This is a genomic window from Bacillus sp. AFS077874, assembly GCF_002566505.1.
Taxonomy (GTDB): Bacteria; Bacillota; Bacilli; order Bacillales; family Bacillaceae_G; genus Gottfriedia.
Genome location: NZ_NUYF01000005.1, coordinates 547474 through 561190 on the forward strand (window position 1 = coordinate 547474; position 13717 = coordinate 561190).

General features: G+C 33.2%; 11 protein-coding genes. 3 read left to right on the top strand and 8 right to left on the bottom strand.

Translation table 11 applies throughout. The features are described from left to right. Window positions 1-27: 27 nt before the first annotated feature. Entirely contained in the window at window positions 28-1878 is a 1851-nt protein-coding gene (locus COJ46_RS04440; protein WP_097978723.1) for a dihydroorotate dehydrogenase, read from the top strand. A 42-nt stretch (window positions 1879-1920) separates the two neighbouring features. Here COJ46_RS04440 and COJ46_RS04445 read toward each other — a convergent pair whose 3' ends face one another. From COJ46_RS04445 to ilvA, 8 genes are all read right to left on the bottom strand, one after another. Beyond that, window positions 1921-3234: an APC family permease gene (locus COJ46_RS04445; RefSeq protein WP_420488120.1), complete on the bottom strand. Its 1314-nt coding sequence runs from the start codon at window positions 3232-3234 to the stop codon at window positions 1921-1923. 51 nt (window positions 3235-3285) lie between these two features. Further along, window positions 3286-4293 (bottom strand): bifunctional threonine ammonia-lyase/L-serine ammonia-lyase TdcB, encoded by a 1008-nt coding sequence (gene tdcB / locus COJ46_RS04450; protein WP_097978722.1) that lies wholly within the window; start codon window positions 4291-4293, stop codon window positions 3286-3288. 150 nt (window positions 4294-4443) lie between these two features. Continuing rightward, on the bottom strand, window positions 4444-5406 hold the full coding sequence (locus COJ46_RS04455) for an L-threonine 3-dehydrogenase (RefSeq protein ID WP_097978721.1): 963 nt from the start codon (window positions 5404-5406) through the stop codon (window positions 4444-4446). A gap of 48 nt (window positions 5407-5454) precedes the next feature. Beyond that, window positions 5455-6648, bottom strand: a complete 1194-nt coding sequence (locus tag COJ46_RS04460; RefSeq protein WP_097978720.1) for a glycine C-acetyltransferase — start codon at window positions 6646-6648, stop codon at window positions 5455-5457. 799 nt (window positions 6649-7447) lie between these two features. After that, on the bottom strand, window positions 7448-8638 hold the full coding sequence (locus COJ46_RS04465; protein WP_097978719.1) for an MFS transporter: 1191 nt from the start codon (window positions 8636-8638) through the stop codon (window positions 7448-7450). Window positions 8639-8750: 112 nt separating this feature from the next. Then, window positions 8751-9851, bottom strand: coding sequence for an alkene reductase (locus COJ46_RS04470; RefSeq protein ID WP_097978718.1), 1101 nt, complete (start codon window positions 9849-9851; stop codon window positions 8751-8753). A gap of 74 nt (window positions 9852-9925) precedes the next feature. After that, window positions 9926-10189, bottom strand: coding sequence for an ArsR/SmtB family transcription factor (locus COJ46_RS04475; RefSeq protein WP_097978717.1), 264 nt, complete (start codon window positions 10187-10189; stop codon window positions 9926-9928). Window positions 10190-10523: 334 nt separating this feature from the next. Then, window positions 10524-11783, bottom strand: coding sequence for a threonine ammonia-lyase IlvA (gene ilvA / locus COJ46_RS04480; RefSeq protein ID WP_097978716.1), 1260 nt, complete (start codon window positions 11781-11783; stop codon window positions 10524-10526). Between the two features lie 237 nt (window positions 11784-12020). On the opposite strand from ilvA, the gene COJ46_RS04485 reads away from it, so the two are divergent. Further along, window positions 12021-12902: a 5'-3' exonuclease gene (locus tag COJ46_RS04485; protein WP_097978715.1), complete on the top strand. Its 882-nt coding sequence runs from the start codon at window positions 12021-12023 to the stop codon at window positions 12900-12902. Window positions 12903-12931: 29 nt separating this feature from the next. Then, window positions 12932-13702 (top strand): DUF695 domain-containing protein, encoded by a 771-nt coding sequence (locus COJ46_RS04490; protein WP_098565725.1) that lies wholly within the window; start codon window positions 12932-12934, stop codon window positions 13700-13702. Window positions 13703-13717: the final 15 nt, after the last annotated feature.

The window sequence follows — 13717 nt, forward strand, 5'->3', positions numbered from 1 at the left end:
TAATCTGAAAAAAAATGAGGTTATGCTATGCCTGATTGGTCTTATCATACAATTTTTAAACCAATGCTCTCAAAGCTTCCTTCTAAAGTATCAAGAGAATTCATTCATAGTAGCATGAATAAGATCTCAACTATGCCATTTGGTCCGAATCTAATTGAATTTCTCGGTCATTTAAACACTGACAGCTCACTTGAATACGAGATTCATCATTTGAAACTTAAAAATCAAATTGGATTGGCCTCTAAGATTGACCCCTATCTATCTGGCACAAATGCTTTTATGAATTTAGGATTTGGTGTAATTGAAATTGGACCTATTTCTATAAACGATACCTATAAAAGCAAAAGTCCGCTCATTGATTTGAAACATAACCAATTAATCGGAACTGAGGAAAATAAAGTATTAACCGTAGAACAAACAGCTCATAAACTTTCAAAAATACATAAGAAGGTTCCTATTTTTGCTAGAATAGTTGGGAGTTTTGATGAATTTAAACTGATCGAATCAAAGCTTTCTGATTTTGTTGATTTATTCATCTTAGAGCTTGATTTGGCCAAGGATTTAGCAGAAAATAATTGGGCTTCTACTAAACCTATTTGTCTATCAATTTGTTCAAATGAAATAGATGTTTTTCTTAAACAAGAAAGTTATCCATTCGATTCAATATTAATTGAAGAAATTCCAAATAATACTGATTTAGAGCAAAAAAATAACTTAATACATACTATTAAAAAGTTAAAATCAAATCAGTTTGAGAAACCGAAATTTACAAAAGGCGGAGTGGTTGAACCAATTGATGCAATTGAATTAATCGATGCCGGGGCATCTTTAGTTTTTTTGACTCATGGATATGTACTCAGTGGTCCTGGTTTACCGAAACGGATCAATGAAGCGATAAAGTATAGAAGAAAAAAAGCGAAACCTAGTTTAAGTGACGGATGGATATGGTACTTTTTATTTGGTCTTTTCATGTTTATTGGCGGATTACTTGCTCTATTTATTAGTTTAACTTCCATTGTCCTTCCATATGATGAGCACTTTTTAACGATTGATCGTCAATTAATTTTACAGTTTAATGATCGAATTCTCCCCTTTATGTCACATGATCGGATGACACTTTCTGGGACGATTATGTCGGGTGGAATCTTGTTCATGTCATTAGCCATAAATGGAGTTAAACATCATTATCATTGGGCAAAAAAAGCAACTGACACAAGTGCGTTCGTAGGTTTTTTAGCAATATTCTTATTTATAGGATATGGTTACTTTGACTGGTTAAACGCTATATTTTGGGTTGTTCTATTAATACCATTCTTAATTGGTTTCTTTAAAACCAAAGGGATAAATAGAAGTCCAGAATCTGAAAATTTAACAAATAACAGCGTTTGGAAGCTTAGTTTAATAGGTCAATTATTTTTTATTATACTAGGATTTTCGATAATAATCGGAGGATGTATTATTTCCTTTGTAGGTGTCACTACTACCTTTGTTAAAACAGATTTAAATTATTTATGTATAACCCCTTCAGGGTTGAATGCATTTAATCAGCACTTAATACCTGTTATCTCACATGATCGCGCAGGTTTTGGAGGTGGATTAGTAAGTGTTGGCTTACTAGTACTCATGATTTCATTATGGGGGTTCCGACAAAATCAAAAATGGATTTGGTGGACATTATTGTTTGGGAGCTTACCTGCGTTTATAACTGCATTTGCAGTCCATTTTATGATTGGTTATACAGATTTTTATCATCTTTTACCACCAATCATTGCCAGTTTGTTTTTATTGATTGGCGTCATTACAACATATAAATTTTTGAATTTTACAAAGAATCGTTCGAACGAAAACAATTTTCCTGAAATAAACAACCAGATATAAATTCAATAAGCAGACTAAAAGGTAGGAGAATTCCTACCTTTTTCAATCATCTACTTCAACATGTTTTTTCGGTAACATGTAATAAACAGGAAGTCCAATTAACGTTAAACCAATTCCCCAAAATGCTAAAATAGTTTGCGTCATAAGTGTATTTACGACGATAAAGACTCCCCCAATTATTGCGATTGAGAGAACTAATGGTAAAAAAGGTACCCTATATGGCCTTTTCAGATCCGGTTCACGTTTTCGTAAAATATAAACCGCAATAAATGTTAATGTATAGAAAATCCAAATGACAAATACTAACATGTCCGTTAATAAGTCAAATCCACCTATAAACATCATAAATATGGCAACTATTAGGATAAATAGACCAGCATTATATGGAACTCCAGTTTTCGATAATTTACCAAACCACCTACTAAAAGGAAGTTTTTGTTCTTTAGCCATTACATATGGAACCCTCATACCTGTCATTGTATAGCCATTAATTGTGCCAAATACTGAAATCAAAATTCCGATTGAGACGAGTTTTCCTCCAAAATTACCGAATAAAACTTTCGAAACTTCAGTGGCAGGTGTAGATGTACCAGCTAGTTGTGCTGCGGTTAATACAAATAAAAATGATATGTTAATCAAAAGATAAACCGCCATTACAGTTGCTAAACCAATTACGATTGCTTTAGGTAAATCATTTTTAGGATTTTTCATTTCGCCGGCAATATTTCCAACAAGTATCCAACCGTCATATGCAAACATCGTAGCAAGTAAAGCTGAACCAAGTGCTGGCAAAAAACTTCGATCACTACCTACCTCAATTGGAAAAAGCTGAAAAGTCACATTTCCTTCATGTAATAATCCAAATATAATTAAAATCGCCAAAGGAATTAGTTTACAAAACGTAAAAAGTGATTGAATACTACCAGCTGTTTTTGCTCCTAAGAAATTCATCAACGTGATAAAAATTGCAGTAACGACAGCAATAATCGTTACTGTGAATTGATTAGAATTGGCAGGGACCCCAAAAATGGAAACTGCTTGCGTACCAAATATGATCGAAAGTGCAGCAATATTAGCTGGAAAATAGATGATTGTTTGAGCCCATCCAAGTAAATAAGCTGTCAAATCTCCATATGTGTGTTTTAAATAAGCAACCATCCCCCCTGTTTTTGGTATGGCTGCGGCAAGCTCAGCACCCGATAAACCAGCACAAATTGTAATGATTCCTCCAATAATCCATGCTAATAAACCTAAGCTTGCAGATCCAGTTGCGCCATATACAGCTGTAGCTTTAAAGAAAACTCCACCACCAATTACAGTGCCAATTACAGTAGTTAAAGCTGCAATAAATCCCATTTCTCTTCTTAATTTATTTTCCGACAATAGGATCACCCATTCTTAAAAAAATCACTTTACTTCATTCCCAAAGAAATGTTCACAAACACTGGAAATTCTCTCTAGGTCAACATTACCACCCGATATGATTGCTACTACTTTTTTATCTTTTATGTATTTTGAAGCTTTACCTGATAAAATTGCTGCTGTCGCTAGAGCACCTGAACCTTCCACAACTGCTTTACCGCGCTGTAGTAAATCCTTCATTGCGACTTCAATTTCTTCCTCACTCACAAGAATGATTTCGGTAACTAATTCTTTTACAATTTCATAAGTTAATTTCCCAGGAACCTTAACAGAACAACCATCTGCTATAGTTGGAGCGATATAATTACTCACTATTTCTCCGGCGTCTATTGATGCTTTCATGCCATGTACATTCTCTGCTTGAACACCAATTATGTCTATAGAAGGGTTAAATGATTTCAAAGCGACTGCAATTCCAGAAATGAGGCCACCACCACCAATTGGAACAATTATTGTATCAACATCCCAGAGATCATCTAAAACTTCAATACCAATAGTCCCTTGACCAGCCATTATGTAAATATCATCGTAAGGATGGATGAATGTTTCACCAGTTTCATCTCGCACTTTAGCACAATAGTCTTTCGCATCATCAAATGTATCACCGTGTAAAATGATATTTGAACCGTAGCCTTCTGTTGCTTCAACCTTTGCTTTTGGTGCAGTTAAGGGCATGATGATTTTACTCTTAATATGTAATAGCTTTGATGATAAAGCGACACCTTGTGCATGATTACCAGCTGAACATGCGATAATTCCTTTACTTCTTTCTTCCTCAGTTAAATGCGAAATTTTATTAAACGCACCACGAAATTTAAATGAGCCCGTTAATTGCATATTTTCAAGTTTTAAATAAATTTCTCCTTCCGATTTTGAAGTTAAATAAAATGATTTTACTAAAGGTGTTTTTCGAACTTTACCTTCTAAAAGTTCATATGCCGTTTTAATCTCTTTAATCGTTAATGGTAATCCCTTATGATCTAAATTATTCATCATCTAACTTCCTTTTTTATCAGCATTTTAATTGATCATTCTTGATACATGATAAGTTTGTGTCAAAGTAGTAAACAAAATACCAAAAACAGGAATTAGTAAAGGAAGAGAAAACAAAAAGAAGGAGACAGTGGTCTCCTTCTTTTTTAATTAAGCTTGAGTTACGTTTAACTTTGCAGCTAATTTGTATAACATATCTTCAGACATACGATCTAAATCAAATTTTGGATCGAAGCCCCACTCTTCTTTTGCAGCAGAGCTGTCAATTGAATTTGGCCATGAATTGGCAATTCCTTGACGAATAGGGTCAATGTCGAAATCTAATGTAAATTCAGGGATGAATTTACGAATTGATGCCGCGATTTGAGTTGGTTCAAATGACATCGCTGAAATATTAAATGCATTACGATGTTTAAGTTTTGATGGATCTGCTTCCATTAACTTAATAATTGCATCAATTGCATCAGGCATATACATCATATCCATGTATGTTCCTTCACCAATGAATGAAGTATATTTCTTATTTTTTAATGCTTCGTAATAGATATCAACAGCATAATCAGTAGTACCTCCACCTGGTACTGTATCATAAGAGATTAAGCCTGGGAAACGTACGCCACGAGTATCTACACCAAATTTTTCAAAGTAATAATCACATAATAATTCACCAGCTACTTTTGTAACACCATACATTGTAGTAGGACGTTGGATTGTATCTTGTGGTGTGTTATCCTTTGGTGTTGCTGGTCCAAATGCACCGATTGAACTTGGAGTAAAGAATTTTAAGCTTAATTCTCTCGCTACTTCAAGAGCATTCACTAATCCACCCATATTTAAGTCCCAAGCTAATGTTGGTTTTGCTTCAGCAACTGCTGATAATAGAGCAGCTAAATGAATGAATGTATCAACTTCATACTTTTTAGCAAGCTCTAACATTTTTTCTTTATCCATCACGTCTAAAATTTCAAAATGACCAGTTTCTAAAATTGGACTTCCTTCAAGACGGCGAATATCTGTCGCAACAACATTTTCATTACCGTATTCATTTCTAAGACGCATAGTTAATTCTGAACCGATTTGTCCAAAACAACCAGTAATTAATATTTTCTTCATTCCTTAGTCCACCTTATAGTAATAAAATATCGAAATTAATATTTAAAGTTATTTAATAACGTTTAATTCGCGACCAACTTTTTCATAAATAGCTAAAACTTCATCTAGCATTTCTTTAGTATGCACAGCTGTTGGCATATTACGAATACGACCAGTTCCAAGTGGTACTGTTGGGAATACGATTGACTTCGCATAAACTCCCTCTTCGTATAAACGTTTAGAAAATTCTTGTGTAAGATTTTCGTCACCGATAATACATGGTGTAATTGGTGTTTCAGACTCACCAATATTAAATCCAAGTTTTGATAAACCAGCTTTTAAGTAATCACCATTTTCCCAAAGCTTTTCGATTTTTTCTGGTTCTTCAGACATAATACGAATTGCTTCAATACAAGCAGCAGCATTTGCTGGTGTTAAAGACGTAGAGAATAAGAAAGGACGTGCACGAACTTTTAACCAATCGATTAATTGTTGTGAACCTGCTACATATCCACCTACAACTCCAACTGCTTTAGAAAGTGTACCAATTTGGAAATCAATTTTATCTGATAATCCAAAATGCTTAACTGTTCCAGCTCCTTTACCCATAACGCCAGAACCATGAGCATCATCGATATATGTAATTAAGCCAAATTCTTCAGCAATTTTTACAATATCAGGAATATTTGCTACATCTCCATCCATAGAGAAAACACCATCTGCAATGTACATAACTTTCTCATATAAACCACAAGTTGTAGCTTCTTTTGCTTTTTCACGTAAATCATCCATATCTTGGTGTTTTACACGAATAATTTTTGCGCCAGAAAGTCTGCAACCATCGATAATTGAAGCATGGTTTAATTCATCAGATAGAATTGCATCTTTTTTTGTCATTACCGCTGAAATAGCACCCATATTACAGTTAAAACCGGATTGGAATGCAATAGCAGCCTCTGTATGTTTAAATTCAGCAATCGCTTTTTCAAGTTGATCGTGAATATCCATCGTACCATTAATCGTACGTACCGCTCCTGCACCAACTCCATATTTTTCAGTTGCTTCAATAGCAGCTTGTTTTAAACGAGGATGAGTCGCAAAACCAAGATAGTTATTTGAAGATAAATTTATAAATTGTTTACCACTAATTTGAATAGTAGCTTCGTTAGAACCTTCTAAAGAGTTAATCTCATTATAGAGCCCTTTCTCTTTTAACTCAGCTAATTGTGGAGTTAAAAATGCTTCTAATGTCTTGCTTGACATAAATACCAGCTCCTAAAATTAAGTTTATTTATCTAAAAGGAGTAAGCCCCCATTTTATATCTATTATTTATTATTAAATAAATATAAAAAATTATCGTTTTATTATTTTCCATTTTTGTAAGAGAAAATTTTTTATGTACTGATTACAATATACTTATTTGAGGCTTTCCGAATTCAATTATAAATCGGTTACATGGCATTAGGAATACTTTTATTCAAAATTTATTCGAAAAAGGTTGAATTTAAATTATTATAAAGATTCATATAATTCGAATATTATTCAATTTGTTTTTTTAGTAAAACATCTGTTGGTTAAAAAGGGGTGAAAGGAGGATCGTGTTGATTAAAGTCTGAGGTGTAAATATAAGTTTGAATTGCTGCAAATAAATTATGCGGAGCTGCAAATAAACATTTGGGAAGTGCAAATAAATAATGACATTCTGCAAATAAACAGTGAACTGCAAATAAAATTCGAAAACCGCAATTAAAATTACCATATCTGCAATTAAATCCCAAGAATCGCAAATAAAATAAATAATTACCTATACTGGTAATGGTATTTTCACTTAAAATCAGTGCAGTTAAGTCACTTCCATATCGAAAATAAGCATTTCTCCTCTCGTTCCCATAAAAAAATTTCGTAAAAAAACCTACTAAAACACACGTACATTCCATTTTTCACATTAAAAGGGGGCGCCTATTTGTCAATTAACACGACACAACAGACAACCCCAAAAAGTATAAATTATTTTTTCACAAAACTAAGTAATAAATTTTTTTACAACTATAAATTATCCATTTAGGCTCTTATTTGCGTGCCAACGCCTTGTCTAATTTTCTTTTCATTCATTAAATAACGAGATAATCCAACTGTTACGATTAAAGAAACCACTACAGGAATTGAACCCATCCATGTAATTGAACGAATCGACAATTGACTGACTGCAAGCCCTCCGATTGCTGCTCCAAATGCAAAGCCTAATTGCATCATTGACTGATTTAAACCTAATAAAACATCAGATGATTTAGGAGAAATTGTTGCTAAGTTAAATTGTTGTGTTGCCCCAGATGACCATCCAGAAAATGACCATAATGTAAGGATAATGATCACTGTATTGATTGAACTAGAGATAAATGATAATAATAAAATCGATAAAATATTAAGGACTAATCCTCTTTTTAAAGTAAGCGTTATTCCCCACTTGTCTGCACTGAATCCCCCGAATTTAGATCCAAATAAACTAGCGATACCAAGTAATAAAAGAGCAAAACTTAATACGTGATCGCTCATCTTAGTAGTTTGAATAAGGTACGGTGATAAATAAGTAAATACGATTCCATATCCGCTCATTAAGAAAAAAGTAATCGATAAAGCTAATGCGAATTTTGGTTGTTTAATCAATGCAATCTGCTGCATTAATGGAATCGGTTGATCACCATTTGTTTGTGGAATTGTTTTAACGATAATTACTAAAGAAATTAAAACGAATATGGCAACTCCAAGAAAGACTAATCTCCAATCATAAGCAGCTGCTATAAATCTGCCAATTGGGACCCCTATGATTAGTGAAGCCGTAAATCCCATGACAACAGTGGCAATTGAACTTGCCTTTTTATCTGCTGGAGCAATCTTTGCAGCCAAGCTAAGCACAGTTACAACAGTAACTCCCGCACTTAACGCCATTATAATGCGCGCAACCATAAACAAACCGTAACCAGGCGCAATTACTGCTAATAAATTACCTAAAATAAATACGCTTAAAGAAAATAGTAGTAATTTTCGACGTTCCATTTTGGCTAATACGGCCATTAATATCGGTGTACCGATCGCATAGATTAATGAATACACCGTAATTAGTTGCCCTGCAGCTTCAATAGAAATACCAAATTCATCGGCCATTTTATCTAAGATTCCAGAAATAACATATTGCGATGTTCCTACTAAAAAACTTATCATTGCTAAAATATAAATTTTCCCTTTATTTGTCATAAAATAATTCCTCTCAACATAATTATATATTTCTATAAATACCGAAATACGAAACTTTAGAGAAGGAAGCCACTTGATCAACTTCCTTCCTATTATCTATTCATATCAAAGCTTAGATTAGAACATTTAGATGCTTTTTAACATCATATTCTTCAATTGCTTCACCATTTTTCAAGCGGTGTAAAAGATCCGGATTCGAAATTAGAGGACGCCCGAACGCAGCAACATCAATTGTTCCCTCATTGATAGCTTTTTCTGCCATTTCAGGATTTAATGTTCCTACTCCAACAATAATTCCATCCCAGTACTTTCTAACAAGCTGATGCATCGTTTTACCATCTGCAAGTATACGATCAAATTGCATAATCGAAGGGTGTAATAAAGTTGCACCAACTTCTTTGAATGCTTCAATAAATGTACGAATTGCATATTCTGGGTCTTCCCACATATAGCCAGGAATATCAGCTTTATGAGCAGAAAATCGAATCATCGTTCTTTCAGTACCAATTGCTTCGATAACTGCTTTTATTACTTCCTTCATGAAGGTTAATCTTTGTGGAAGATCACCACCGTATTGATCTGTACGATGATTTGTAACATCTGAATTAAATTGATCGATTAAGTATCCATGTGCAGCGTGAATTTCGACTCCATCAAAACCAGCTTCAATCGCATTTTTTGCTGCTTGAGCATATTGATTGATTACTTCTTTAATATCCTCGGTAGTCATTTCTTCTGGTATATCGTATGGTTTACGAAAACGAGAAACTAATCCTTCTGCAGGAATCGCTGAAGGTGCTTGTGGTGGCATATTTCCAGCAAGCTCGTGATGTGATAATCGGCCTACGTGCCATATTTGAGAAATCATTGTGCCACCCTCTTTATGAACAGCATCAGTTACCTTTTTCCAAGCTTTAATTTGATCCTCAGAATAAATACCTGGAATACCTGGGTAACCTTTTCCACGTGGACTTATTACTGTTCCTTCTGAAATAATCAAACCTACTCCATCTGCAGCTCGTTTACGATAATATTCGACTACATCTTCTCCAACAACACCTGTTTGATCATCTGCAAAACTTCTTGTTAATGGAGCCATTGCAGTACGACTACGTAAATTCCATGCACCTATTTTTACTTGTTCAAAAAGTTTACTTTCTAGACCATTTTCTAATTTTCCCCAACTAGTTTCATCTTTGCTTACTAAACTCATATTCAATTCCCCCTTAGATTATTAGGTATTTCTGCAAATACTGAAATAGAAACTAAAATTTTACCGCTTTATTTTTAAAGTAAAGCGGGTGCGTATTTTTCCAAAACTTCTCGTTGTAAACTATAGTATCTGAAGGTTCCTTCTTTGCGAACTGTTAGCAAGCCGCAATCAAGTAATGGTTTTAAATGATGTGTCAATGTAGAATTGGCCGATATCTTTATTTGGTTTTTCATTTCTGAACAAGCTAATTCAGATTGCTTAGCAAGTACTTTAACAATTTGTAAACGAGTGGATTCCCCTAATGCCTTATAAACCTTTACTGCAATATCATCGTTCACCACTTTAACCTCCTTTCAAAACCAGCGCTTATTTCAGTATTTCTAGAAATATTGTATTTTAACTAATTTATGATGTCAACAGTCATGATTCATATAATATAAAAAAAATTTGGCTAATTGAAGAGCAAAGAAATAGTTGATCTTGTTCACTTAATTTTAAAGTATTGATTTTTTTCGAGAATGTACGGTTTTAAGAAATACGTACTTTATTCATGAACTACTCATTCATAAACTAATTAAAAAAATATATATTGCTCTTGTATATTGTATTTTTTGCGAGAAATCAAAAACCCCACAAGGGAATTAATTACCTTGTGGGGTTTTTCACTTTCTACTAAATGAGTAGATTAAACAATGTTGGGTTATTGTTTATTTCCATGAATTGTATTTCATGACAATTCATTCTCTCAATCAATGCTTTATAATCAGATTTATTGGCCAATTCTATTCCAACTAGTGCTGGCCCATTGTCCTTATTGTTTTTCTTTGTGTATTCAAACCTCGTAATGTCATCGTTTGGTCCTAATACTTTATCAAGAAATTCACGTAATGCCCCAGATCGTTGTGGGAAGTTGATGATGAAATAATGTTTTAGTCCTTCATGTATTAAAGACCTTTCTTTTATTTCTTGAAGTCGGTCAATATCATTATTTCCACCAGATACGATACAAACGACATTTTTTCCTTTTATTTCATCTTTAAATAATTCTAAAGCTGATACAGACATAGCTCCAGCGGGCTCTGCAATGATTGCATTTTTATTATAAAGCTCTAAAATCGTTGTACAAATCTCACCTTCTGGAATAGCGACAACTTGGTCAAGTACATCTCTACAGATTTCATAAGTTAAATAACCAACTTGGCCAACCGCTGCTCCATCAACAAATTTCTCAATAAAAGGTAAAGTTACAACTCTTCCATTTGCAATCGATTCAGCCATCGAAGCAGCACCCAGCGGCTCTACTCCAATTACCTTAGTTGAAGGACTAATTCCTTTTATGTAAGTTCCAACTCCAGAGCTTAATCCACCTCCGCCGATTGCTACGAAAATATAATCTACTGGACGGTCAATTTCATTTAATATTTCAACTGCTACGGTACCTTGCCCTGCAATTACATCTTGATCATCAAATGGATGAATAAATGTCATTTGATTTTCATTGCAATATGCTTGTGCATTTTGATGAGCAATATCAAAGGTGTCACCGATTAAGATAACTTCAACAAATGGTCCACCAAAGAATTTCACTTGTGAAACTTTTTGATTCGGCGTTGTTGATGGCATAAATATTTTCGCATACACCTGCAAATGATTACATGTATATGCTACGCCTTGGGCATGATTGCCTGCACTTGCACATACAACCCCTTTTTGTCTTTCTTCATAAGACAAGTTGCTAATTTTGTAATATGCTCCTCTAAGCTTAAATGAGCGGATTATTTGTAAATCCTCTCGCTTTAAAAATACGTTACAATCATATTTTTCACTAAGCATTGTACTAATCTGCAAAGGTGTTTTATTCGTAACTTCTTTTAACGTATTATAGGCAACTAAAATATCCTCAATCTTAACAGTACTTTTTACTTTCTCCATATAACTACCTACCCTTTGCATTTTTTTATATAAATTCCATTATAGTAAAAGTTAGTTAATAAATAAACAGAAAATTCAATTTTCTAATGAAAGTTTTATGTCAATTTACATAAATTAAATAAAATGTGCCTACTAACGGTTCTTTCATTCTAATTGGCAGTAATACACTAGTTATCATTTTCAGTAGGATATGCTATCATTTTTATATTAAATATATATATATTAGGTGATTTAAAAATGGAAAATCAATCTTTATTATTAATTGATGGCTTTAACTTATTAAGTAGAGGCTATTTTGCAACTTCTTATGGGAGAAGTGATGAACAACTTTCTAAGACGAAAGATGGCGTTTATATAAATGCATTAAGAGTCTTTATTCCAAAGCTTTTTAACTTAATTAAAGAACATAACATTACTCATCTTGCCATTACTTGGGATGTAAAACGTGAAGAAACTGACCGTCGAAATAAATATGATTTTTATAAAGCAACTCGTGGAGAATTACCAACACCACTTATTGAACAATATTTCACTTTAAAAACAGCATTAGAAGAAATCGGTATTGCTCAACTAGAAATGGCACCGTATGAAGCCGATGATTTAATGGGTACTTTATCAAATAATTGGTCTAATTCTGTTAAAAATAAATGCTATATTTATAGTAATGATCGAGACTTACTACAATTAATAAACGAGCATACATCTCAAATCATTGCTCAAAAAACAGGTGAAATTGTTTACTCCCTTGAGCACTTCAGTAATGATTATGGTATCCATCCGAAACAATGGGTTGATGTAAAGGCATTATTAGGTGATTCTAGTGATAATATACCTGGTTGCCCTGGAGTAGGAGAAAAATCGGCTATTCCATTAATTCAACTTTATAACTCAGTTGAAGAATTGTACGAGAATATGGAAAATCTTGATTCTAAATTTAATCGCTACAAAAAGAAATTAGAAGCTGGGAAGGACTCTACTTTTATTAGTAAAGAGCTTTCTGCAATAACAATTGATATACCTCATTTTGCTGAATATACATTTGAAGATTTAAAAATTAATATTGATGAAGATAAATTATCACTTAAACTTGAGGAATTAGAAATTCGTGTGAAGCGATAAAAGTCAAATTTTATTTAGGAGAAATATAAATGTCTGAGTATTGGAATGCGTATTTTAGTTTTATAAATGATAAACCCGCTACTGTAGTATTAGATATGGAAGTAACGGAAGAAGTAAACATTGAAGATTATCCAACGATTGTTTGTATAAAACTACAATTAAAAAATCCAGACGAACGAGGTTTTCCTAGCAAACATGAATTAGAAGTTTTAGAAAAAGTTAATAAAGATATTGAAAAACGTATTAATCTAAAGCTCTACCTTAATGTTGGAAGAGTTACGACTGATGGTTTTAGGGAACTTGTCTATTATACTTCTGAACAAGATCCTAAAATGCTTATCGAAGTTGCTGAACAAATTATTGAAGCGAATGATTACGAATTTGAAATGTATGGTATGGATGAAGAAGAACTATGGGAATATTATTTCGAATTTCTTTATCCAAACCAATACCATCTGCAGCATATAAGCAATGCTGAATTAATCGAGCAATTACAAAGATCTGGTGACAAATTAAAATTACCTCGTAAAGTTGAACATTTCATTCTATTCAATGATGAAATAAAGATAAAAGAGTTTATTAGTGAAATAGCAAAAGAAGGTTTTAATTTTGAAGGAAAGTATTCAAATAATGATGAAGATTTAGATGAAGAGTATGAATTTACCGTACGTATTTCTAGATTAGATCATGTTGATCTAGATAGCATCGATGAACTAACTGATTACTTAATCGAAGCTTCAGAGCATTTCGGTGGTAATTATGATGGATGGGAAACTCTTGTGATCAAAGATAAACATTAACTTCAGTATAAAGAA